This window comes from Caproiciproducens sp. NJN-50 (assembly GCF_004103755.1).
Taxonomy (GTDB): domain Bacteria; phylum Bacillota; class Clostridia; order Oscillospirales; family Acutalibacteraceae; genus Caproicibacter.
The window spans coordinates 531,897-555,799 of sequence record NZ_CP035283.1; the positions used below are offsets into that span (position 1 = coordinate 531,897).

Here is a 23,903-nt window from a genome sequence, read left to right on the forward strand (position 1 = left end):
GAAATTCACGCCCGGTCGTACCGGAAATATTCCTTTGCGTTTTCGTAGCAGATTCCCCGGATGATTTTTGTAAGATAGGAAAAATCACACGGGTATTCGCCATTCTCCACCCAGGTGCCGAGCAGGTTGCAGAGAATCCGGCGAAAATATTCGTGGCGCGTGTAGGACAGAAAACTGCGCGAATCCGTTACCATCCCGACGAAATTGCCGAGGACGGAAAGATTTGCCAGGCTTGTCATCTGGCTTTCCATGCCTCCCTTGGAGTCGTTGAACCACCATGCGCCGCCGTGCTGGAGCCTGCCCCGGACGCCCGGACCCTGGAAGCTGCCGATCACGCTGTCGATCATGGCGTTGTCGTTCGGGCTCAGCGAGTAAAGGATCATTTTCGGCAGGGCGCTCTGAGAATCCATGGCGTCCAGCAGCCGGATCAGTCCTTCGGCGCAGGCATAGGAGCCCATGCAGTCGTTGCCCGTATCCGGGCCGAGCAGCCCGTACAGGGAGGTCCTGTTGTTCCGCAGGGCGTTGTAATGGATCTGCATCGCCCAGTCGTATTTTACGTACTGTTTTCCGAGAAAAAGCAGCAGGGCGGTCTTGTACGCTTCGATCTCTTCCACGGTCAGTTCTCCGCCGGCCAGTGCCTTTTGGAAAACGGCGTCGGCCTTTTCGGCGCCCTCATTCCGGCAGAAGACGTATTCCAGCGCGTGATCGGAGGCGCGGCATCCCATGGAGTCAAAGAATGCGATGCTTTTTTCAAGCGCGGCAAAAAGATCGGCAAGAGTGCGGATTTCAATTCCGTGCGCCTGCGACAGCGTGCGGATATACGCCGCAAATTCCGGCTTCTCCACGCGGATCGCCTTGTCGGGGCGGAACGACGGAACCACCTTGAAGGCGCAGGAAGCATCCCCGCTGATTTTTTGATGCCAGGAAAGATCGTCCGCCGGATCGTCGGTGGTGGCGATCACTTCAACATTGGAAGTCCGGATGATTCCCCGAACGGAGAGGGAGTCCTCCTTCAGCTTCCGATTGCACAGGTTCCAGATTTCCTCCGCCGTTTCGCCGGAGAGAAAGAGGCTGCATCCGAAATAACGCTTCAGTTCGAGCTGGGTCCAGTGGATCATCGGATTGCCGATCGCGAGCGGGAGCGCTTCGGCAAATTTTTGAAATTTTTCACGGTCCGAGCTCCGGGTTCCGGTAATGTATTTTTCATCGATGCCGCACGCGCGGATCAGGCGCCATTTATAATGGTCTCCGCCCAGCCAGACCTGCGCGATATTGTCGAATCTGCGGTTCTCAAAAATTTCCTTCGGGCTGATGTGGCAGTGGTAGTCGATGATGGGAAGTCCTTCGGCCGCTTCATGATACAGACGTTTGGCCGTATCGGTTAAAAGCAAAAAATCTTCGTCTAAAAACGGTTTCATTTCTTACTCCTTATGATGAATTATAAAGTTTTGGCCCGCTTCCCGCGGACCGCGGCATCTTTGATGACGGTTAGCAGAAGCATTGCAAGCAGAGCTGCCCCGATCGCTGAAAAACCGCTTTCGATCCCGTGACGCTGCGCGACCGCACCGACGACGGCGGGCATCAGAATCGCGCCGAGAGTCGCCGTGGAGATGCAGGTTCCAACCGCCAGGGTGGAAGAAGTGCAGGAACGGTCAAGAGTGGAAAAGACTGTCGGGTAAAAGCCGGACATGCTCAGCCCGGTTCCGGCCAGCGCGAGCAGGATCAGTGCAGGATTTTTGAGGAGGATCATCAGGACGAACAGGACGAGCTGCGCCGCGGCCATCCGGACCAACAGCCGCGTTTTGCCGACCCGTCCTGAAATGCCGGCGCAGAACGTTCTTCCGGCCATCATCATCACCCAGAGAACGGATGCCGTGCTTTGCGCCGCCGCGGCTGAGAAAACGCCGCTTTCCTGAAAATAAGTGACAAGCCATCCGACGATGGACGATTCGGAACACAGGTAAAAAAACAGAATCGCCGTGTTCAGCCAGAAAGAGCGGGAGCGGAGAAAGCCGTAATCCGCTTTTTCCCTGCGGCCGCGCCCTGCGTCGGAAAGGCCGGATTTCCAAAGCAGAACAAGCGAAACGGCCACGGCGCAGGCAACGGCCCAGACGGACGGGCGCCAGCCGATCCGCAGCCGGGTTTCGGCCAGAACGGCCGCAAGAGGAGAAAGAAGAGCCCCCGCGGCAAAGACGGCGTGAAGCAGATTCAGCGAGGCCGTCCGGTCGGCCGAATTTTCAGAGACAACGACGTTGCAGATATTGCCGAGGGTTCCCCGCCCGATGCCGGTCCCCAGAAACGCAAGGAGGAGGAAAACCGGGTTGCCGGTCAGGGTCATCACGGCCAGCCCGGCTGCGGACCAGAAACAGAGAAATACCGTCGACTTTTTTCGCCCGATCAGGCAGGGCAGAAGCCCTGCGGCGCAGCTCGCGGCGAAGTTCCCCGCCTGATGCGCGGAAAGAACGGAACCGCACAGAAGATAATCCATGCCGTAATCCGCTTTCATCGACGGCAGAACCGCTCCCAGCAGGGTGCTGACCATCCCGCTGGAAAAGAAGCTGAAATAAACGGCCGCCTGAAGACAGGGGTCATTCGACTGCATCTTCCAGCGCTGTGCCAGTGTCATCACGGCTCCCCCTTTCTCTCAGGTCAGAGCAGACCCGGGATCCAGAGGGAGATGGCAGGAATAAAGGTGACCAGCATCAGCGCGACGACCATGGCGGCGTACATCGGCAGCATGGCCAGCGTTGCCTTTTCGACTGAAATTTTTCCGATGCTGCAGCCCACGAACAGCGCGCCGCCGACCGGGGGAGTGCACAGGCCAATGGCAAGGTTCAGGATCAGCATCACGCCGAATTGGACCGGGTTCATCCCGAACTGCTCCACGACCGGCAGCAGGATCGGCGTCATGATCAGAATCAACGGCGCCATATCCATAAAGCAGCCGAGGATCAGCAGCATAAGATTGATCAGCAAGAGGACGATCACGCGGTTGCTGGTCACGGAAAGGAGCGCGTTTGAAACCAGCGCCGGAACCTGAAGATAGGCGAGCACCCAGCCGAACGCGCCGGCGGAAGCGATCAGGCTGAACACCACGGCAAGCGTGCGCACTGTGTTCATCAGCAGACGGGGGATCTGCCTGAGTTTCAGTTCGTGGTAGACAAAGACAGAAATGAGGAAGGCGTAGATGCAGGCAAACGCGGCGGATTCGGTCGCCGTGAAAATGCCGGAGACAACGCCGCCCATAATGATGACGATGGTGCCGAGCGCGAGCAGCGCGTCGCCGGTGATCTTCAGCGCCGTGCGGAGCGATACTTTTTCCCCCTTCGGGTACCGGCGCTTTACGGCAATGATTCCGCAGACGATCATCAGGCAGACACCGAGCAGAATGCCCGGAATGATGCCGCCCATGAACAGAGCGCCGATGGAAACGCCGCCCGCAGCAAGGGAGTAGATGATCATATTGTGGCTCGGGGGAATCAGCACGCCCTGGCAGGCGCTGGTTACAGTAACGGCTACGGAGAAGTCCTTGTCGTAACCCGCGTCGGTCATCATCGGAATTTCGATGCAGCCGAGGGAGGAAACGTCCGCGACGGCGGAGCCGGAGATGCCGCCGAAGAACATGCTCGCAAGCACATTGACGTGGGCCAGACCGCCGCGCAGCCGGCCGACAATCACGTTGGCAAATTTCAGCAGCCGGTCGGAAATGCCGCCGGCTCCCATGATTTCACCGGCGAAGATGAAGAACGGAATCGCCATCAGCGAAAAACTGTCGACGGATTTGCTCATCTGCTGAACCAGCGTCATAACGGGAACCTGTATGTAGAGCAGCGTGAGGGTCGTGGAAGCTGCAAGGGCAATGGCAATCGGCATTTTGCAGACGATGAATATTAGAAAGCTGATTGCCAGAATTGCAATCGCAAGATTTGTGTCCATCCTATTATTGATCCTCCTTGCTCTGGGTCAGGTCCCTGTGGCGGAACCGGTCCAAATGGAAAACTTCGATCAGCGAATAATAGCAGATAAAGAAACCGGCAGCCGGAATCATCAGGTACATGCTGCTTGCGGGCCACTGCGTGGCCGGCAGCGTGGAGTCGGAAGTGCTCTGGATCAGCATCACTCCGTAAACGATCAGCATAATGCCGAACAGGAAGGTGACGATGTTGTTGATGAAGGCCAGGATTTTCTGAAAAGGCTTGGGAAACAGTTTAAAAAACAGCTCAATGCCGATGTGGAGATGCTTTTCGACCCCGATTGCCATGGAAATGAAGGCCATCCAGACCATCAGCAGCAGGGAGACCTCTTCCGACCAGGCGATGCTGAAGCCGAGAAATTTTCTGCAGACGACCTGCGCGCTGACGATAAGGACGATGACAAGCAGTACGACTTTGGAATATTCCAGCAAAATCCGGTAAACAAAATCGCAGCAGTAGGAAATTCCGTTCATCAGGGCGGTCAGCGGATTCTTTTTTGAGCTCATAGATTCCTCCTTATGGGTGACGGGCATGGGCTGCCGCCGGGCGGCCCGTGCCGGAATTGCCGGTCCTTATTTTGTTGCCTGGATCTGATTGACGGTGTCCATGTAATCCTTCGCGTATTTTTCGTAGAGAGGCTTCATGGCGTCCTGGAATTTTTTCAGCTCGTCCGGGGACAGCTCCGTAATGGTCGCGCCGGCAGCTTTTACCTTTGCCTGGGAGTCTTTTTCGGATTCGGCCCACAGCTGGCGTTCCACCTGGGAGCATTCCGACGCGCAGTCCTGAAGGATCTGTTTGTCTCCGTCGGAGAGTTTTTCCCAGGTCTTCTGCGAAATAAGCTGCATTTCCGGCAGACGGCTGTGGCCGTCTTCCAGCAGATACCTGGCGACTTCATAGTGCTTGGTGGATTCATAGGAAGGCCAGTTGTTCTCAGCGCCGTCGACCACGCCGTTCTGCAGGGCGGAATAGACTTCGCCGTAATCCATCGGGGTCGGGCTGGCTCCCAGGGCCTTGACCATATCCATCATCAGAGCGGATTCCTGCACACGGATCTTTTTGCCCTTGAGGTCCGCCATCGTTTTGACAGGCTTCACGGTGTAGAAGTTTCTGGCGCCGGCGTCAAACCAGGAAAGGCCGACCATCTTGGAGCCGGAGATTCCGTTCAGGAATTTCTTGCCGATGTCTCCGTCGAGGACCTTCCACATCTGATCGCTGCTGGAGAACAGGTAAGGAAGCGAAAGAATGTTCAGTTCCTTGTCGAATTCGGACAGAACGCTCAGGCTGGCGCGGGTAAAGTCGAGCCCGCCGTACTGAACTTGCTCCACGCCGGATTTCTCATCGCCCAGCTGTGCGTTGTAGTACACCTGGATGTTGATTCTGCCGTTTGATTTTTCCTTGACCAGCTCGGCAAACTTTGCGTCCGCTTTTGAGGCCGGATGTGTCGGCGCCTGAATTTCAGAATACCGGAATGTATAAGTCTGACCGCCGCCCGCCGTGGACACCGCCGCGGAAGAACCGGCCGCGGAGCCGGCTGCGGAAGAAGTACCGGAAGTTTTTCCGGAGCAGCCTCCCAGGAAAGCGGTGCAGGCCATGGCACCGGCAAGAATTACAGAGATACCTTTTTTCATTCAGAACTCCTCCATTCAAAATTTCGTTTTAACCAAAGGGATTTTTCTCTGCCAATACGGAAAATGCGAAAACAGAATTCCTCCCCTCCTGTATTTCTATAACATCAACTGCCTTTTGCAGGGCGGGTCACAGGGTAACTCCGTTTTTCCAAATGGCGATCTCACCGAAGCCGTTTGCTTCGCTACGGGTCGGCTGCCCGTTCGCCGTTAAAAGAATCAGCTGGATAAGCTCCTCCAGCGCGTCCTGCCTTTCCCGGCCGGAGGCCAGTCCGCCGGCGTCGAAGTCGATCCATCCGCTCTTTTTTCGGAAAAGCTCCGTGTTGGTCGAAAGTTTCAGAGTGGGAACCGCCGTTCCGAACGGCGTTCCCCTGCCTGTTGAAAACAGGACCATCTGGCAGCCGGCCGCCGCAAGCGCGGAAGCGGAAACCAGGTCGTTTCCGGGAGCGCAGAGCAGGCTCAGGCCGCTTTTCCGGATTCTTTCACCGTAGGGAAGCACATCTTCCACTGTTGCGGAGCCGCCCTTCTGCACGCAGCCGAGCGATTTTTCCTCCAAAGTCGTGATTCCTCCGGCCTTATTCCCCGGAGAGGGATTTTCATAAACCGGCTGTCCGTTTCCGGTGAAATACGCTTTAAAATTCCGGATCAGCCCGACGGTTTTTTCAAAGACTTGCCGGTCGCGTGCGCGGTTCATCAGGATTCTTTCCGCGCCGAACATCTCCGGCACCTCCGTCAGCACCACGGACCCCTTCTGGGAAACCAGAAAATCGCAGAACGCGCCGATCAGCGGATTCGCCGTGATGCCGGAAAGTCCGTCAGACCCCCCGCACTTCATGCCAACGCGGAGCTCGCGGATCGGCACGGATTCCCGACGGTCCCCCGCCATGCGTTCGTCCAGGCTGCGCAGCAGCCGGACGCCTTCCCCGATTTCGTCCCCGACGTCCTGTGCGGCCAGAAATTTTATGCGGTTTTTATCAAAGCCGCCCAGTTCTTCCAGAAATCCGGCGAGCGTGTTGTTTTCACAGCCGAGGCTCAGGACCAGGACGCCGCCCGCGTTCGGATGGCGCGTCAGATCGGCAAGGATGCGCCGCGTCGCGGAAAGGTCGCCGCCCAGCTGGGAGCAGCCGAAGCTGTGCTTGAAAACGCGGACGTCGCCTGCGTGGACCGTCGCCTGCGTTTCGCGGAACAGGCGGACGATCTGTTCTCCCGTTCCGTTGACACACCCGACCGTCGGGATCACCCAAAGCTCGTTGCGGATGCCGACGCCTCCGCCCGCCCTCCGGTAACCTTCGAACCGAAGTCCCAGGTCCGGGACCGGGCCGGGCTCAGGAGCCTTTTCGTAGCAGTACGCGTCGGAGGCGGTGTCGAGCGCCGTTGCCATGTTATGGGAATGGACCCACGATCCGCGCGGGACATCCCGCAGCGTTTTCCCGATCGGATACCCGTATTTGACGACGTTCGCGCCGCGCGGCAGATCCGTCAGTGCGAATTTGTGCCCTCTGGCAATTTCGGCGGGCAACCTGATTTCGGCGCCGCCGACCGTTATCGTTTCACCTTTTTTAAGGTCTTCCAGCGCGACCGCCACATTGTCTCTTTCGTGTATTTTCAGAGCTCTATTCATACGGCGCCTTCAAAGAATCGCTTCCACGGCTTTTTTCATGCCGTCCTTTTCAATGGCGGAAAGATAGCCGGCCACCGCCTCCGTCAGGCCGGGGACCTGGTTCAGATCCCGCTTCCAGACCGGCTCAAAGGAGAGAGCGCCGCGCACCAGCGTGCGAAGGGAGGCGTCAGTCCCGTCGAAGGAAGACCAGAGTCCGCCCATCAGGGCCAGCACGTTTTCCTCGTCCTGGAGCGCGATTTTTTCTTCACCGCGCCTGCCGCGGTAAAACTCCAGAAGCGCCGCGAGCGAAAAGACCAGATGCTTCGGCAGGGATTTGGTTCTGGTGAGATACTCCAGCACCGAAGGAAGGACCCGCGTCTCATATTTGGAGAAGGAATTCAAAGCGATGCTTATCAGATAATGCTTGACGAACGGGTTGCGAAAACGTTCCAGCACCGCTGCGGCGAACTCCTCCAGCTCCTGCCGGGGGAGGTCAAGAGTCGGGATGATCTCACGCTCGAGGGCCTGGGAGAGGAACTTTCCCGCCACGGCGTCGTCCACCGCTTCCCCAACCGTGTTCAGCCCAAGCAGATAGGCGACCGGAACCAGCGTGGTATGCGCGCCGTTCAGGATGCGCACCTTCCGTGTGCGGTACGGCGTCATGTCTTCCACGATTTTTACATTCAGCCCGGCTTTTTCAAATGGAATTTCCTGCGCGATCCATTTTGGGCCTTCGATCACCCAGAGGTGGAACAGCTCGCCGATATCGACAGCGTTATCTATGTATCCGAGCTCTTTTGTGATCTCCTTGATCGTGTCTCGCGGGTAGCCGGGGACAATCCGGTCCACAAGGCTGCAGCAGAAAGTGTTCGAACGGTTGATCCATGAAACGAAACCCGCTTCCAGGTTCCAGAGCTCCGCGTACTGCAGAACGTATTTTTTCAACCTTTCGCCGTTTCGGTCGATCAGCTCGCACGGGATGATCAAAAGGCCCTTTTTTTCTTCCCCGTGGAAAATCCGGTAGCGCCGGTACAAAAACTGAGTCAGTTTTGCCGGGTAACTTGCCGGCGGAGCGTCGTTTAAAGCGCACGCGGGGTCGAAAGCGATGCCGGCCTCCGTCGTGTTGGAAACCACCAGCCGCAGTGTTTCGCATCCGGCCAGCGAAAGGTAGGAATCGAAGCTTTCAAAAGGATTGATCGCTTCGGTGACGCACTCGATCACGCTGTGCTCCCGGGTCGCCTCACTGCCCCGCATGCCCTGAAGAAAAAGGGTGTACAGGCAGTCCTGCTCGTTCAGAACGCCGACGTTTCCCTGCTGCAGCGGCTGTACGATCGCAACGCCCGCGTCAAAGCCCGCTTCCCGGTTCATCCGTTCAATCTGCCAGTCGACGAACGCCCGCAGAAAATTGCCTTCACCGTACTGCAAAACCCGGATTGGGTGTTTTGCCCTGTCCGGGAACATCTTTTGTGAGATTCTTTCCAAATGCTGTTCCTCCCGTCTGGATTCAGTTCGTTTTCCTTTCACTGCGGCAGGAATTTCCATTTGCGGAAAGTCCCGCCGCCCGCGCCCGCAACATGGCGGGAGAATCCCGGTCCGCAGTCCTGTTCCAGGCGGGTGCCGGTGGCCCTCTCCTTCCGCTTGCGTAAGGGACTCTCTGACATGTATACGTGATGTATACATCATATCTTAACGGAATCTTTACCCATTGTCAATAATATTTTCACACAAATTTTGATATTTTGTTTATTAAATCCAACCAAACCGTGGACCAACGGGCGCGCGAAATCCCTTCCGGCCTGTCTTAGGGCATTTATCTTCTTTTTTGTTTGCAAATTCACAGGTTTTATGGTATGATATTGAAAATCAATCATGTTGTATACAATATGTATCCGAAGGTGCGGACTGTGGAAACGACGAGTTTAAGTTTAAAAGAAAAGGCTTATGCCATCATAAAGTCGAAAATCGCGTCCTGCGAATATCTGCCGAACACTTTTCTGAACGAAGGGTTCCTTCAAAATGAGATCGGCGTCAGCAGAACGCCGATTCGGGATGCCATCAGCCGGCTGGAGCAGGAAAATCTGGTCAGAATTATCCCCAAAAAGGGGATTGTCGTTTCCGACCTTTCCATAAATGAGATCAGCTCCGTCTATGAAATCAGAGCGCTGATCGAACCGTTCGCCATCACAAAGTACGGGGATAAGGTGGACAAGGAAATCCTGCTGCGCTACAAGAATGATTTTTCCGGTATGCAGGACGCGCCGGATTCGCTGTACCGGATGGACGACCGGATGCACCGCATTTTCATTTCCGCCACGCAGAACCGGTATCTGATCCAGATGTACGACAATATTCTTGTCCAGAACGGACGGATCAGGATCCTTTCCGGCAACAGAAATGAATCCAGAATTGCCCAGTCGTCCGCCGAACACGTTAAGATTCTGGAAGCGGCGCTGTCGGACCGTTTTGACCTTGCGGCCCAATTCATGATGGAACATCTGCAGGCCGCGAAAAACGCCGCGTTCGCTTTGGTTGTTTCCAACGGAGGATGGGAGATCCCGCAGCCAAGGGGAGAAGAGTGAAAGTGACAAAGACATGCAGGGAGGGCGTTCCCCGGTGGGAACGCCCTCCCTCAGATTGTAGTTTAAGTGAATGACAACCACCAGCTATGCTGATGAGCACAAGAAAACCTCCTTTTGTTAGAACAAATGCAGGTCTGTCAACCGCATGAAAGAACAAAAGGAGGTTTTGTCATGTTGACCTTGCACCCGTCCGTGGGCTTGTTTCCCTGCAACGCAGGTGCGCGGCTAACTTGGACCAAGTTGCGATTCACGCGAACACCTGCGGCGTGTACCCGTCCAAAATCACGGCTCTGCGAAAGGATTATGGCTTTCTCATTAGCTCATTTTGCAAAGCCTTATAATTTACACTTCTTCATTAGAAGTGGTTAAGGTTTTTGGAAGCCGCATCAGCATTCAGTCTTTCTTTTAGAGTTAGAATATTGTTTTCAATCTGCCTTATAACCTTGATAAATTCCTCGTCGCTTTTTCCCGTCGGATCGTCCAGCCCCCAATCCTCCCTGTGTTTACAGGGCAGATAAGGACACTCGACGCCGCAGCCCATCGTAACGACAACATCAACCGGGGAAAGTTCTGACAGCAGCTTTGAACGCTGTGCTTTTTCCATGTCTATCCCATAAAGCTGCTTCATCAGGCGAACAGCATCCCGGCTGATTTGCGGCTTTGTTTCCGTTCCCGCCGAATAGCTTTCAAAAACATCACTCGCAAGACGTTTGCCCAATGCCTCCGCAATCTGGCTGCGACAAGAATTGTGGGTGCAGATAAACGCAACTTTTGTCATATCCTACCCCCTTTAAAGCGCCAACAGACGGTTGCCCTTGATTTCCCCGGCGCTCCGCGCAATCAGTGCAAAGTTACCGTCCGCGTGTTCATCAATCCGGTTGAGCCATCCCACCTCGCTTGCCGCTTTTGCCGCCAGCATTGGATCGACGGTGTTCGTACCATAAAGGCACTGATTCACGATCCACCATTTTGCGGCGATGCCCGCCCGCTTCAAATCGTCCTCTAAGCGCAGCGCCTCATAAAAAGGGGTCGCTTCGGGCAGGGTCACAATAAGCACCTCGGTTTCGTCGGATTTCAGCCGGGGCAGCAGCCGCTTTGCCGATTCGGGGATTTCGCCCTTGGTACGCCGGATCTCGTGGTTGTAGCTCTGCGTGGATTCCAGTAAAAGCAGGGTGTGGCCCGTGGGCGCAGTGTCAATGACCACGACCTGATCGTCGGCCTTTTCCACTTCCTCCGCAAAGGCGCGGAACACGGCGATCTCCTGTGTGCAGGGGGAACGCAGATCTTCCTCCACATAGGCGATATCCGCGTCGCTCATGCCTGACGCGCGGGCTTTGGCAAGTACTTCGGACTGATACTTTTTCAGTTCTTTGGCTTCGTCGATATGGCTCATGGAAACGCCGCTGGTTTCGTCCAGCACAAATTTCAGGTGCGCGGCGGGGTCTGTGGTGGTGAGGTGGACTCTCTTTCCGCGTTTCGCAAGGCCCAGCGCAACGGCGGCGGCAACGGTGGTTTTGCCTACGCCGCCCTTGCCCATCGTGAAAATGACGCGCTTGCCGTCCGCCGCGAGTTTGTCTATCACGTCGTTCAGCGAGGGGATGTGGACGGAATTCAGCGTTTCCGTATATGCGGTTACATGATCGGTATGCAGCAGGGCGCGCACGTTTTCCAGCCCCGTGACGTTATAGGTCCGAAGGGGCACCATGAAACGAGGAAATGTCCGCAAGCCTTCCGGCATCGCGGCAAAGGCGGCACGCTGCTTTTCATACAGGCTGGAAGACAAGGCGTCGCTGTGTTCCATCAGCACGCCGTTGACAACCAGAATCTGATTGCGAACGCCCAGCGCGGAAAGCTCGCCGGAGGCCCGCTCTGCCTCCTTGAACGGTGCGGTTTCGGGGCGGGTGACGAGGATCAGTGTGGTCAGCTCTCCGTCTGCCAGCGTTTCCACGGCCTGTTTGTAGATTGCTTTCTTGCTCTCCAAGCCGGAAAGCTGGCCCAAACAGGATGCGCCGTGTGTGCTTTGGCTGATGAAATCACTCCATGCGGATGGAAGCTGGAGCATCCGAAGGGTGTGGCCCGTGGGGGCCGTGTCGAAAATAATATGGTCGTATTCCTGCTGCACCTTACCGTCTGTAAGCAAGCCGGAAAATTCGTTAAACGCCGCGATTTCTACCGTACAGGAGCCGGAAAGCTGTTCTTCCATGTTGGCGATTGCCGACTTAGGCAGTTTGCCGCGATAAGGCGCGATCACGCTTTCCCGATATTCGGCGGCGGCCTGTATGGGGTCGAGGTTCGCCGCAATTAGATTCGGGATGTCGGGGATGGGCGTTCCTTTGTTTGTCAGTTCCATCGAAAATACGTCCTGTAAGTTAGAGGCCGGATCAGTACTGATCAGCAATACCCGCTTTCCGCTGTCTGCCAGCGATACTGCGGTGGCACAGGCGATGCTGGTTTTTCCAACGCCGCCCTTTCCGGTGAAAAAGAGGTACTTCGTCAGGGGAACCGTCAAGGGACGAAAAAGCTCCATCAGCAGCAGCCTCCCTTGCAACCGCAGCCGCCCGGCTTCTTCCGGGTGATTTTTACCTTTACAGGTTTGCTTTGTTTCGCCAGCATACCTTCAGGAAAGTCGAGCAGCTTCGTAAATTCCTCGTTGGTGGGGTATCGGCCTGTAATCACAATTTCGCCGTCTACCGTAACGACGGGCAAGCCTTCCGGGCCGTGGGCATTGACGTAGGCGTTGACGGCCCGGTCGGTGACGAACTCTTTCGGCGCACTGCTGAGGTTGAAGCGTTCGACGGCCACGCCGTGCCTTTTCAGCGTGTCCAGCACGGTGGAAATACGCAGCAGTTCGGGATCAACGCCGACGCCGCAAAGTCCGGTCGGGCAGCACATGGCAGGTTCAAATATCTTCATTTTTTTCATAGCAGACAACTCCTTTTGATATGATTAGTTGTTAACAGCCGCCGGTTGGGGGAACCAACGGCGGGTTTTGTTGATAAAACGCACCAGCAGAAGCATGACCGGAACTTCGGTCAGTACACCGACCGTGCAGGCAAGCACCACCGGAGAATCGGGACCGAAAAGAGCAATCGCTACCGCTACCGACAATTCAAAAAAATCCGAGGCCGCAATCAGGGAAGCCGGTGCCGCGATGTTGTGCGGCTGCTTCGTCCATCTGCACAACAGATAAGTGAAACTGGCAGAGATCAGGTTTTGTAGAATCAGCGGAACCGCGATCAGCAGAACGTACAGGGGCTGTTCCAGAATAATGTCACCCTGGAAAGAAAAGATGATGACCAGAGTCAGAAGCAACCCTAAAGTCGTTATGCCGTCAAACTTGGGAACAAAGTTTTTATTAAAATACGGTTCGCCTTTTTTCCTAATCATAAGGACGCGCGTGAGAGCGCCGCCGGCCAACGGAACAACGACGAATAAGAGGATGGAAAAGACAAGTGTACCCCAGGGAATATGGATGTCATTCACGCCGAGCAATAGTTGCACCAGCGGCACAAACAGCACGAGGATCAACAGGTCGTTGACCGAAACCTGCACAAGCGTATGGGCCGGGTCGCCTTTTGCGAGATTGCTCCACACGAACACCATTGCCGTGCAGGGCGCGGTTCCCAACAATACGGTCCCTGTCACGAAATCTTGCGCCAACGCTGCGGGGATGAAAGATTGAAAGACGACCTTCAAAAACAATGTCGCCAGCCCGAACATGAGGAAAGGCTTGATAACCCAGCTGCTGCCGCTGGATATAAGGATACCTAAGGGATGCTTCCCAACGTCCTTTATGGATTGAAAATCAATCTTCATCATCATAGGGTAGATCATAATCCAGATAAGGACAGCGATGGGGAGATTTTGGCCCGCATATTGAAACTTTTCCAAAACTGCGGGGATAGCCGGCAGGAATTTCCCGATCAGGATGCCCGCCGCCATGCACAGCAGCACCCAAATGGTCAGATATTTTTCAAAGAAGCCGATGCCCTGTGTTTTTTGTTCGCTCATATTGCATTACCCGATTCCTTCTGTAGCTCCATTTCGTCCTTGCGGGACTTGGCGATAAAGTGCGTTTCCAGATTCGCGGGAAGCCGATGGACTTCGTGCTCCGGCTCTCCCTGTTCTGGGCTATAGACTTCACGAAGAATGGCGTCATACGATAAGCTTTTTGGGTGGCGCTTTATATTTCGGTGCTTTTATATACCCATACGCGGCAGTCAACAGTATCTCCGCAAAATCCCGCAGTCCTCGCAGAGCGATTCCTTTAATTCAACGGCAATGCCATTTCCGTTTATGCGAATAGTGGGAGAGCTAATAAATCGATATGGGACTGCCAACTCCCTCGTTGCAATGTTCACCTGATTGACCTTGACCTCGTATCCGGCCGCATCCAATACGACGGCAGCATTGGAGTACTTCGTCCAAAGCCTTTTCTGTATCCTGACACCGGCCGCAAACGGTCGTGCCCAGATACAAAAAATCAATGGAAATCGGCTTTTTCGGCTGGGTCTACCCACAACAATTTCCGGAGGAACAACGATACTTACTCATTTTTATTACATCCTTTCCGGCAGTCTGTGTTTTCCCTGCAAATGCAGTTTTCCTTATCCGATGTGATGTCGTGGAAGAACTGCTGTGTTTCACTGACGGTATCTGCGTCCAGCGAGTAGTAAGTCCATTTACCTTCCTCTCTGCCTTTGACAAGCCCGCACTCGCACAGGATCTTCATGTGATGGGACAGAGTGGATTGGGACATCTCGAACTTTTCTAAAATCTTGCAGGCGCAAAGCTCGCCGCAGGAGAGCATATCCACGATCATGGCTCTCTTGGGATCGCCCAGCGCCTTGAATACCTTTATATGTTCCAGATACTTTTCCATATTGGTGCCTCACATCTATAAACTTCGATGTGACTATTATATGCGCCAAATCGAAAAGTGTCAATATAAAATTGTGTTTCCTACCAAAAAGAACTTCGGGCCAAGTTCGAGGTGTTGACAAACCCCATCATTCGGGACGAAGCCATGAGAAATCCAGGGGGAACAGGCAAAAAAAGAAGCGCCTTGGGACTTATCCCAGGCACTTAACCATGCGCTTTAGGTTTAAGGCGGTTGCCGACAAGAGGCAGTGATCTTCCGCCGCCTCGATTCCCCGTCTGAACAGACGTCTTAAGTTGTGCATCCATTTCTGGGCCGCAAAGCTGCCCTCACACCAAATCTGGCGCAGACTCAGGATATGTTTGTGGGTGAATGTACCATCCGTGTCCCGCTGCTTTTTTACGGATTCCTCAAAAATATTCTTTCGGATCGCGCGGCTTTGATGGCTGCCACTTACACACTTGCTTAGCATCGGGAGGCCCGGCAGTTTTTCTTTTCGGCTCTGTATACCCGGCAGACGTTGTAGTGCTCCCTCTCAAGATTCCGCAGGGTCAGTTGTTTTCCAGCAGGGCAAATAAAGCAGTCCTTTTCCGCATCATACTGAAAATTCTCGCGCCTGAACTCCACCTTGTAGGTTGCCCCGCCCGTTGCTGCGGGCGTGTACAGCCAGATGCCCATATCGTCCATCGCCCGGTAAATCATGCTGGTGCCATAGGCGCTATCCGCGCCGGCTGCTTGAATATCCAGTCCCAAATGCTTCCGCATGTATTCAATGCGTCCCAGGTATGGCTCCGAATCGTTCACATTTCCCGGTGTCACTGCCACATCCACCACAATTCCGTGAGCGGCATCCACGCTTTGATGATCCAGGTAATGCATTCCTTCCGGTTTTCCGGGCCGCTGCAGCATTTCAGCGTCCGGATCGGTGGTGCTGACCGTCTTTTGCACCTTTTCGCTTTCCTTTTTCTCACGCCCCGCGCGCTGCGGCTTGATGGCGCCGGATGACTCCAGCCGCGCACGTTCCTCCGCTTCATACTGATCCAGCCGTTCCATATAGTCCGTTGTCTCGCGCTGGGCCAGTACTTTTGTATTCGCCTTAAATGAGGCATTCGCTTTTACATGCGTGGAATCCGTCAGAATGATCTTTCCATCCACCAATCCCTTTTCCATGCATAGATGCAAAATATGTTCAAACAGGTGACGGTCACCTCTTTTCCATGAAACCGTCTGCGCCGATTCTGGGAAATTGTAGAATGATCGGGCACCCGATCATCCAAATCCAACCCCAGGAACCACCGGTAGGCCATATTCACCTGAATCTCCTGCTCAATGCGACGCTCCGATTCGATACCGTACAGATATCCCACCAGTAGATATTTTACCAGCACTACCGGATCGATTCCGGGCCTGCCGTTATCCGGGCAGTACAAATCCCGAACCTCGTCGTAGATGAAGCTGAAATCCACGGCGTTTTCCAGCTTGCGCAAAAAGTGCTCCTGCGGCACCAGGTCCTCAAGGGTGACACAATGCATTTTTATCTGTATCCCGTCTCGCTCCGTCAGCATTCCCAAACACATCCCACTGCTTTTTCTTTGCCTACATTATACCATTTTTGCCTCTCCTTTTGGAACTTTGTCAACACCTCGAACTTGGCACGAAGTGAACAATAGCAGGATGGAAGGGGGTAGCACATGGTTAAAAACCATCGAGGGGGCGCTGGAGAAAAATATGGCGACAACTTTCGTCACTGGAATAGAGATCCGTCCAGGTCGGACTGCCGTCCAGACCGCATATGATTAACGCCATGATCCTCCAGCTCTATTCCCAAGTCACCATCGGCACCGGAAACAACGTGGACACCACCGCTTTTTATCCAGCAGGTGTCGGGCATAAGCTTTATGCAGAAGCTGGGCGTTTATCTGCAACTGTTCGGCCCCTGGCTGGGGACGGAAATCCTTTCCATCGTTGCGACGGTTGTTGTCTATGGGAGGCTTTTCGAGATCGTACTGTACTGGGTTTTCGCGCCGATTCCTTTCGCCACATTTGCAAGCGATGAACTGCGTGGAAGCATCGGTATCAACTTTGTCAAGATGTTTATCGCCCTGGTTCTTCAGGGTGGTTTTATCGTGTTGGCCGTGTCCATGTATCTGATGCTGATAAAAAGCGTGACGATTGAGACTTCTGTAAACGGAGTTTTCACCATGATGGGGTACTCAACAATTCTTGTGTTCACGCTCGTAAAGACTGGCTCGATTTCCAAACGGCTTTTAGGAACCTTTTAAAAGAGGAGGCGTCATATGATCGTTCCAATTCCCGATGATATTTACAGCTATGAGCATAAGGTTGCCGGGAACTTCACCAAGAGACAACTGGTTTGCCTGGGCATTGCGCTGGCGGTCATCGTTCTCATTTTTGTTCCGGTATTCTGGAAAACCGGAAATCCCAGGCTGTCCACGCTGTTAAGCGCGTCCGCAGCCGTACCTGTCCTGTACGGGGCCATTCACGAAAAGGACGGCCAGCACCTGGAACAAATTCTCCGGTATCGCTACCGGCAGCATCATAAATTTCCGCAGAAACGGAAGTTTGTCATGACAAATCTTTATGAAACGATTCAGCAGAATCAAAAGGAGTATGATGCGGCATATGAAAAACTTCAGGAGCAAGACGGTCAGAAGGCCGAGAAAGGCCATCATTGGCTCCATGCTGCCCTGGCCCAAAAGAAACACCGCCCAGGAAAGCGTTCCGTTTGAGTCCATATATGACGACGGGATCTGTGATCTCGGAAATCACAAATTCAGCGCGACCTGGGCATTTGACGACACCAACTACAGCAACACGGAGGATTCATCCAAAGTCGTTACCTTCGGCCATTACTGCCAGTTTTTGAACTCGTTTGACGAGACGGCCCAGCTTCAGGTCAGTGTTCTGACAAAACCTCTTTCCCGTTCCCGCATCAGGCTGGACGTGACAGCGCCGGACAGCGCTGTCCCCGATTTAAAGCAGTGTGTGAGTGGATATAATGATTTTATGCACTGCCGCTTCATCAGCGACAATACTTACTGACTGCGTCGTTCGACTATGACAGTTGCCGGCCCGTGTATAACATCTATTCGGAAGGTCAGGACAAGGAATGGACCTTATTAAGCTCTTCTGAAGTAAAATCCGAGGCCACACAGAATTTTGCCGCGCGTTCCGGCCTGGTTTCCAATGAAATCCCCGTTTTGACATTCCAATTGACCCACATGCATCAGTTTATGAAAGCAGTCCAGGAAAAAGGCTATCAGTTCCGCGAGAATCGGAGGGAAGCCCACCGCAGTTACGATATTACGGACCGGAACGGCAATGTGGTGGGTTATATCGGGAAGGACAAAAAAGTTTCAATCGTCTCGGATGACAAGCGGATAAAGCGATCTCTGTCCGGCGCCTACTTTGACACGAATCCAGACAACAGAAATTTATTGCCCGGCTTTTTCGAAAAATTAAAGGAGAGGCTAAAGGGAATTGGAATGGCCTTGAAAGTGGTTTTTACGCCAAAGGGACGCCACTATGCCATTCATAACCGGCGCGACCAGGAAATTGCAACAGTCAACGAAAAGCACAGGGTTTTTTACAACAAGTACGCATCCGCGGAGGAGAGGGCCAGGATTGATGAGATGGTGGAAGAATTGAACTCGGCGCTCGGATTCAATGAGCAGCCGGATTTAAAACAACAAAAAGAACCCATATCAGCCGCGACACCCCAAGAACTAGGTCCAGAAAGAAGGCTACGGTTAACTTTAGGGAATTAAGACCTTTTACCAGGATAACTCAGTGGTATGATAGAGCAGTCTCAAAACTTGCAGGATGGCGGATTCGACCTGCAAAACTGGAATAGAAAATTCGCGAACGCGCTTGAAAGAATAGAAAACCGGACTTATTTCCTCAAGTTAAAACAGTCCGGAAACTACACGAATGGAGTAACTAGATGGAACACAGCGAACATTATTGGCCTACCTGTATCGCTTTCCCTTTCGATGAGCCCCGTAAACAATGCACAAAAAATAGGGGGCAAATTTGGAAAATAAACTATTGAATTTTACCAAAACAATTGTTAAACTAAAAACAGTAAAAAATGCAAACGATATCATAGGAGAAAAACGGATGGTGACCCTGAAAGATGTTGCAAAGCTGGCCGGTGTTTCTCCCTGCACAGTTTCAAGGGTATTGAGCCGCAAGGCGCCCGTGCAGGAAAAGACCAGGCAGCGTGTTCTGGAAAGTATTAAGGAACTGAATTATTTTCCCAATTTATCTGCCAGGGCGCTGAAAGAGGGAAAAACGAAGACGATTGGATTCTTTATCCCCAATCTTCAGAATCTGATTTATCCGATCCTTGCCGTTGCGATTCAGGCCGAGGCGTGGAAGCATGGGTATTCGGTCATCTTCTGCGATACGCAGGAAAGCCAGAAAATTGAAAAAGAATATGTGGAGAAGCTGAAAGGGACTGCGGTTGACGGTTTCATTTTTTCCACCTCGCTGGTGGGGAAAAACAGCAGAACCATCCTGAGCCTGAAAGAAGAGGGCTACCCGGTGGTTTCCATTATGCGTGACAACGACGTTACGACGAATACATTTGTTTCAGATAATAAATACGGCGGCTATCTGGCCGCCCGGTATCTGATAGAAAAAGGGCATCGAAACATCGCGACGGTCTATGGGAATCCGCTGCTTGCTCTGTACCCTCAGCGGACGGAAGGATTTTACGAAGGCTTGGCCAGATCCGGCATGGAGCCGAATCCGGATCTGGCCTGGCAGTGTGACTGCAAGCAAAAATACGAAGTGCAGCGTCTGGTTGCTCAAAAGCTGAAGGAAGGGTACCGGCCGGATGCCATTTTTGCCCAAAGCGACCCGATTGCGATCGACGTTAAGATCGCGATCACATCTTTTGGACTGAAAGTCCCGCAGGATATCGCTGTGATTGGATTCGACAATGTGGGCTATTCCGAAAATTTCGACCTGACCACGGTGGAGCAGCCGTTCATTCAAATTGCGAACGATGCGACGGCCCATTTGATCGACATCCTGGAACAGCGCGCCAGCCCGGTGCAGCCGGAAAAAGTTTATCCCGTGCGGATCATTGAGCGGGGCAGCGCCTGATGGAAAGAAGAACTCCCGGATGAGTTTTCCGAAAGAAGAATATCCGGGTAAATGCAAACGTTATCATGCAAACGTTATCATGGCAAAATAAGTGTAAAAACTTATTTCAATATTTTATTTTTGGAGGATTTATGTATGAAAAGGAAACGGCCGACCATTCAAACGGTGCCCATGATGGAGTACGGCGGCTATATTTTCAGGCGAGCGCCGAATGAGGCGTCCGCGACGAAAACACATTTCATGAGGAGAAGGCACTGTGGAACGAATCGTTAATGCAAAGACCGGACTTTATGCCATTTTAGGCGACCCGATTGAACATTCCATGTCTCCCGTCATTATGAACAAGGCGTTTCTCAGAAACGGGATGGACCGCGTGCTTGTTGCAATGCGCTGCAATACGGAGAATGTGGACTGTGTCATGAAGGCGCTGCGCAGCATCGATTTGAAAGGCTATGTGGTCACCATGCCTTTGAAGGAACGGATGAGCGGCTACCTTGACGGGCTGCGGGATGAGGCGGCGATTACCGGAGCGGTCAACTGCATCTGCAATGAGAATGGAAAGCTGATCGGATACAACACCGACAGCATAGGCTTTTGGAACGCCGTCATGGAAAAGAACACCGCCCGTAAGGCCATCCGCAAGGTCTTTGTCCTGGGAATGGGAGGGCTTGCCAAGGCGGTGGTCGCACAGACGGCTCTTCAGGGCGTAACCGACATCGTCGCAACCAATCATATGGAGGAAGAAAGGTTTGTCAAAAGCTTTCGGGATTTTTTGGACCGCCTGAAAATCAAAATACCGGAAGCGACGGTCCGGATGATCCCCTGGGATCTTGCGGCGTGGCGGAACGAACTGGAGCGTTCGGACCTGATTGTCAACGCTACGTCCAACGGCATGAACAACCATGGCGACCTGGAGCAACAGTTCCCCTATGAAGCCGTGGAGCCGGACAGCATTTTTTTCGATGCAATTTACAGCCCGCTGAGGACCCGGTTCCTGGAGTCGGCGCAGCAGAAGGGTCATGTGATCGTGGAAGGCCTCAATCTATTGGTTCATCAGGGGGTGTGCGCCTTTCAGATCTGGACGGGCAAGGATGCCGATCCGTCGGTGATGTATCAGGATGCGTTCAATTTCATCCTGCATGGTTAGAAACAGCGGCGGGCATCCGGATGAACAGAACAAATTAAGAAAAAACGAATTTAGGAGGATTATCATGAAAAAGATTTTAGCGGCGATCCTTTCGGCAGCGATGATTTTTTCTCTGACTGCCTGCGGCGCGTCCTCTGCTTCATCCGCCGCCGGCGCTTCTTCGGCTTCCAGCGCGGGCGCAAGCAAAGCAAGCGGCACGGGCAAGGCGAAATATGTTTTAAAGCTGGGAGACTCCCAGGCTGAGACCCATCCTCAGAGCAAGGCGTATCACTGGTTTGCAAACCGTGTTTCCGAGTTGACGAACGGGGAAGTCGAAGTACAGGTGTTTGTCAATTCCGCACTGGGAACTCAGGCGCAGTGCGTGGAAGGCCTCAGCCTGGGAACGGTTGAGATCGCAAAGAATATGGCCACCGGTTTTTCTACCTATGTTCCGGAAATCCAAATTTTCGACCTGCCGTATATGTTTAAAGACAAAGAGCACTTCTTGAAGGTGCTGGACAGCGATATCGGCGCGCATTATTTAAACGACGTGCTTGGTAAGGCCGGCCTTGTCGGGCTGTGCTATTTTTACGCGGGGTCCAGATGCTTTTACACGACCCGGAAAGTGGAGAAGCTGGCCGATCTGAAAGGCATGAAAATCCGTGTGCCCGACGGTCCGATTTACCAGGACATGTGTAAAGCGTTCGGCGCTTCCGGAACCCCCATACCCATGGGCGATATTTATACCGCCTTGCAGACGCATGTGGTTGACGGCGCTGAAAACGCCACGATTGTGTATGATACGTCGAAGCATTACGAACCGGCGACTTATTTTCTTGAGGACGACCACATTATGACTCCGGACATTGTCGCGATGAGCAAAAGCTACTTGGCTTCCCTTCCCGAGGCGGACCAGAAGGCGATTCTGCAGGCCGGAAAAGAAATGGCCCAGGAAGAACGCAAACTGTGGGATGCGCAGGAAGCGTCTTCGCTGCAGGTGATGAAGGATCATAAGGTAACGATCACAAAACCGACGGATGCGCAATTGGCGGAATTCCGCAAAGCGGCGCAGACGGTCTGGAGCAAATATGAGAGCGTCGTTGGAAAAGAATGGATCGATAAGGTCCAGGCCATGCAGAACAGCTGAGGTTTTCATCCGACCCGAAAATAGAAATGGCCATAGGCGTTTCCGGCTTTTCGGAAGCGCCCATGGCCGGAATGGAGGAATTACGATGGTCCGCTTTTTTAAAGGACTGCGCACGTTTGAAACGTCCGTCACGGTGATCACGATGATGGCCTTTACCGTCGTAGGCTTTCTGCAGGTGTTTTTCCGGGTGTTCCTGAAGAGCCCGATCAGCTGGTCCGAGGAACTCTGCCGCTATCTGTTTATCTGGTCGACCATGCTGGGCGCGGTGCTTGTGTCCGCGAACGACGAGCATTTCAAGGTCGATATGCTAGTCAATCTGTTTCCCGAAAGGATCCGGTCGGCCAGCAGATATTTTTCCTATCTGCTGGTCACGGTGTTCTCTGTGGTCCTGATCTTTTTCGGGATCAAGCTGATGATCGTCAACCATATCAGGGTTTCCGCCGCTCTCGGCATCAATATGAGTTATGTTTATCTGATTCTGCCGCTGAACGGAGCTCTCGTGATTCTTCATGTTCTGGAAAGCATCTATCTGGAACTCACGAAGAAACGGAAAGAGGTCGTATCATGCTGACGGTTTTTATTATCATGTTTGCGGTCATGCTGCTGGGCGTTCCGATTGCCTATGCGATCGGCGCGGCGGCCGGGTTTGGAATGCTGACGATCGGGCATGTTCCGCTGACCATTGTCCCTCAGACCATGTTCGGCATGCTGGATACGTTTGCCCTGCTTGCGGTCCCCTTTTTCATTCTGGCGGGGAATCTGATGGACAAGGGCGGCATCTCCAAAAAGCTCATCGATCTGGCGAGCTGCATTGTCGGGCATATCCGGGGCGGCCTGGGCATGGTGTGCATCCTCGCGTGCATCCTGTTCGGGGCGATTTCCGGCTCCGGCGCGGCCGCGAGCGCCGCGATCGGCTCCATCACGATCCCTTCCATGAAAGAGAAAGGATACGACAAGGAGTTTGCCGGCGCGATCACCGCCGTTTCCGGCCCGCTGGGGATCATCATCCCGCCCAGCATCGTGATGGTCATCTATGCGATGACCGCGAACGTGTCCGTCGGGGATATGTTCCTGGCCGGCTATATCCCGGGAACGATTCTGGGAATTGCCATGATGGCTGCGGTATACCTCATTGCGAGGAAAAAACACTATCCCGCGGGCGAACGTCCCACTTTGCGCGGATTCGTGCATTCCTTCCTGGATTCCATCTGGGCTCTGTTAATGGTTGTCATTATCATCGGCGGCATTTTCTCCGGGCTGTTCACGGCGACCGAGGCGGCCTGTGTCGCGGTTGTTTATGCGCTGCTGGTCGGCATGTTCGTGTATAAGGGGCTGAAGCCGAGGGACCTTCCGGATATCTTCAAAAGGAGCGCGGCCACTTCCGCCGCCGTCATGTTCTGCGTTGCCGCCACGAATGTTCTGGCCTGGCTGCTGACCAACGAGCAGCTGCCACAAAAGGTTGCGGCCGCGATGGGAGCCGCCGTGCACAGCAAGGTCCTCATTCTGCTGATGGTCAATGTGATTTTCCTGATTCTCGGCATGATCCTGGACTCCACGCCGGCCATTATCCTGGCCGTGCCGATCCTCCTCCCGATCGTGACGCAGTACGGGGTCGACCCGCTGCATTTCGGACTCATCACGACGGTGAATCTGGCCATTGGCATGAGCACGCCGCCGGTCGGCATCACCCTGTTCGTTTCGTCCGGCATCGCGGGGACCTCGCTTACGAAAATGGTGAGGCCGATGCTCCCGATCTGGATCACGATGTTCGCGATCCTGATGCTCATCACATTTATCCCGGAAATTTCACTCGCCCTGCCGAATTTGTTCCACTGAGGAT

The 23,903-nt window shown here is 53.7% G+C and carries 24 protein-coding genes and 1 pseudogene; 11 read left to right on the forward strand and 14 right to left on the reverse strand.

The window, feature by feature from the left end; translation table 11 throughout:
* Positions 1 to 5 precede the first annotated feature (5 nt).
* The 7 genes from uxaC to EQM14_RS02720 all read right to left on the reverse strand — a co-directional run bounded on the left by uxaC (position 6) and on the right by EQM14_RS02720 (position 8,681).
* Complete coding sequence (gene uxaC / locus EQM14_RS02690) at positions 6 to 1,418, reverse strand: glucuronate isomerase (protein WP_128741501.1); 1,413 nt, start codon at positions 1,416 to 1,418, stop codon at positions 6 to 8.
* Between the two features lie 20 nt (positions 1,419 to 1,438).
* Entirely contained in the window at positions 1,439 to 2,626 is a 1,188-nt protein-coding gene (locus tag EQM14_RS02695; protein WP_128741502.1) for an MFS transporter, read from the reverse strand.
* A 23-nt stretch (positions 2,627 to 2,649) separates the two neighbouring features.
* Positions 2,650 to 3,936: a TRAP transporter large permease gene (locus tag EQM14_RS02700; RefSeq protein ID WP_128741503.1), complete on the reverse strand. Its 1,287-nt coding sequence runs from the start codon at positions 3,934 to 3,936 to the stop codon at positions 2,650 to 2,652.
* Positions 3,937 to 3,940: 4 nt separating this feature from the next.
* Entirely contained in the window at positions 3,941 to 4,480 is a 540-nt protein-coding gene (locus EQM14_RS02705) for a TRAP transporter small permease (RefSeq protein ID WP_128741504.1), read from the reverse strand.
* Between the two features lie 66 nt (positions 4,481 to 4,546).
* Positions 4,547 to 5,602, reverse strand: coding sequence for a TRAP transporter substrate-binding protein (locus EQM14_RS02710; RefSeq protein ID WP_205703191.1), 1,056 nt, complete (start codon positions 5,600 to 5,602; stop codon positions 4,547 to 4,549).
* Positions 5,603 to 5,729: 127 nt separating this feature from the next.
* Positions 5,730 to 7,220, reverse strand: coding sequence for a UxaA family hydrolase (locus EQM14_RS02715; RefSeq protein ID WP_128741505.1), 1,491 nt, complete (start codon positions 7,218 to 7,220; stop codon positions 5,730 to 5,732).
* 9 nt (positions 7,221 to 7,229) lie between these two features.
* A complete protein-coding gene (locus EQM14_RS02720; RefSeq protein ID WP_442861467.1) occupies positions 7,230 to 8,681 on the reverse strand; it encodes a tagaturonate reductase in 1,452 nt (483 codons plus the stop codon).
* A gap of 422 nt (positions 8,682 to 9,103) precedes the next feature.
* Here EQM14_RS02720 and EQM14_RS02725 point away from each other — a divergent pair, with 422 nt between their 5' ends.
* A complete protein-coding gene (locus tag EQM14_RS02725; protein ID WP_164918933.1) occupies positions 9,104 to 9,778 on the forward strand; it encodes a GntR family transcriptional regulator in 675 nt (224 codons plus the stop codon).
* Between the two features lie 355 nt (positions 9,779 to 10,133).
* Here the strand turns inward: EQM14_RS02725 and EQM14_RS02735 are convergent, their stop codons facing one another.
* The 7 genes and pseudogenes from EQM14_RS02735 to EQM14_RS16940 all read right to left on the reverse strand — a co-directional run bounded on the left by EQM14_RS02735 (position 10,134) and on the right by EQM14_RS16940 (position 16,222).
* Positions 10,134 to 10,556, reverse strand: a complete 423-nt coding sequence (locus EQM14_RS02735) for an arsenate reductase ArsC (protein WP_128741508.1) — start codon at positions 10,554 to 10,556, stop codon at positions 10,134 to 10,136.
* A gap of 12 nt (positions 10,557 to 10,568) precedes the next feature.
* Positions 10,569 to 12,305 carry an arsenical pump-driving ATPase gene (arsA, locus tag EQM14_RS02740; RefSeq protein ID WP_128741509.1) on the reverse strand — a complete coding sequence of 579 codons (1,737 nt, stop codon included), beginning with the start codon at positions 12,303 to 12,305 and terminating at the stop codon, positions 10,569 to 10,571.
* A complete protein-coding gene (gene arsD / locus EQM14_RS02745; protein WP_128741510.1) occupies positions 12,305 to 12,700 on the reverse strand; it encodes an arsenite efflux transporter metallochaperone ArsD in 396 nt (131 codons plus the stop codon). The genes arsA and arsD overlap by 1 nt, the downstream gene beginning before the upstream one ends.
* Before the next feature lie 24 nt (positions 12,701 to 12,724).
* Positions 12,725 to 13,789 carry an ACR3 family arsenite efflux transporter gene (gene arsB / locus EQM14_RS02750; protein ID WP_128741511.1) on the reverse strand — a complete coding sequence of 355 codons (1,065 nt, stop codon included), beginning with the start codon at positions 13,787 to 13,789 and terminating at the stop codon, positions 12,725 to 12,727.
* Positions 13,790 to 13,998: 209 nt separating this feature from the next.
* Positions 13,999 to 14,298: a DUF2703 domain-containing protein gene (locus EQM14_RS16935; RefSeq protein WP_442861468.1), complete on the reverse strand. Its 300-nt coding sequence runs from the start codon at positions 14,296 to 14,298 to the stop codon at positions 13,999 to 14,001.
* A 26-nt stretch (positions 14,299 to 14,324) separates the two neighbouring features.
* Positions 14,325 to 14,660: an ArsR/SmtB family transcription factor gene (locus EQM14_RS02760; protein ID WP_128741512.1), complete on the reverse strand. Its 336-nt coding sequence runs from the start codon at positions 14,658 to 14,660 to the stop codon at positions 14,325 to 14,327.
* 190 nt (positions 14,661 to 14,850) lie between these two features.
* Positions 14,851 to 16,222 (reverse strand): annotated as a pseudogene (locus tag EQM14_RS16940) (IS1182 family transposase).
* Positions 16,223 to 16,555: 333 nt separating this feature from the next.
* Between EQM14_RS16940 and EQM14_RS02770 the strand changes: the two are divergent.
* The 10 genes from EQM14_RS02770 (at position 16,556) to EQM14_RS02810 (ending at position 23,899) form a co-directional block, all read left to right on the forward strand.
* A complete protein-coding gene (locus tag EQM14_RS02770; protein ID WP_128741513.1) occupies positions 16,556 to 16,939 on the forward strand; it encodes a hypothetical protein in 384 nt (127 codons plus the stop codon).
* A gap of 15 nt (positions 16,940 to 16,954) precedes the next feature.
* Positions 16,955 to 17,407: a PrgI family protein gene (locus EQM14_RS02775; RefSeq protein WP_128741514.1), complete on the forward strand. Its 453-nt coding sequence runs from the start codon at positions 16,955 to 16,957 to the stop codon at positions 17,405 to 17,407.
* Entirely contained in the window at positions 17,358 to 17,720 is a 363-nt protein-coding gene (locus tag EQM14_RS02780) for a hypothetical protein (RefSeq protein WP_128741515.1), read from the forward strand. Before EQM14_RS02775 ends, EQM14_RS02780 begins: the two co-directional genes overlap by 50 nt.
* Positions 17,721 to 17,752: 32 nt before the next feature.
* Positions 17,753 to 18,445: a hypothetical protein gene (locus EQM14_RS02785; protein WP_128741516.1), complete on the forward strand. Its 693-nt coding sequence runs from the start codon at positions 17,753 to 17,755 to the stop codon at positions 18,443 to 18,445.
* A gap of 352 nt (positions 18,446 to 18,797) precedes the next feature.
* Positions 18,798 to 19,790, forward strand: coding sequence for a LacI family DNA-binding transcriptional regulator (locus EQM14_RS02790; protein WP_128741517.1), 993 nt, complete (start codon positions 18,798 to 18,800; stop codon positions 19,788 to 19,790).
* A gap of 135 nt (positions 19,791 to 19,925) precedes the next feature.
* Positions 19,926 to 20,063, forward strand: a complete 138-nt coding sequence (locus EQM14_RS16250) for a hypothetical protein (protein WP_164918934.1) — start codon at positions 19,926 to 19,928, stop codon at positions 20,061 to 20,063.
* Complete coding sequence (locus tag EQM14_RS02795) at positions 20,047 to 20,937, forward strand: shikimate dehydrogenase family protein (RefSeq protein WP_128741518.1); 891 nt, start codon at positions 20,047 to 20,049, stop codon at positions 20,935 to 20,937. The genes EQM14_RS16250 and EQM14_RS02795 overlap by 17 nt, the downstream gene beginning before the upstream one ends.
* Positions 20,938 to 21,001: 64 nt before the next feature.
* Positions 21,002 to 22,063, forward strand: coding sequence for a TRAP transporter substrate-binding protein (locus EQM14_RS02800; RefSeq protein WP_164918935.1), 1,062 nt, complete (start codon positions 21,002 to 21,004; stop codon positions 22,061 to 22,063).
* A gap of 85 nt (positions 22,064 to 22,148) precedes the next feature.
* Entirely contained in the window at positions 22,149 to 22,634 is a 486-nt protein-coding gene (locus EQM14_RS02805) for a TRAP transporter small permease (RefSeq protein ID WP_164918936.1), read from the forward strand.
* Positions 22,628 to 23,899 (forward strand): TRAP transporter large permease, encoded by a 1,272-nt coding sequence (locus EQM14_RS02810; RefSeq protein ID WP_243112596.1) that lies wholly within the window; start codon positions 22,628 to 22,630, stop codon positions 23,897 to 23,899. The genes EQM14_RS02805 and EQM14_RS02810 overlap by 7 nt, the downstream gene beginning before the upstream one ends.
* Positions 23,900 to 23,903 lie beyond the last annotated feature (4 nt).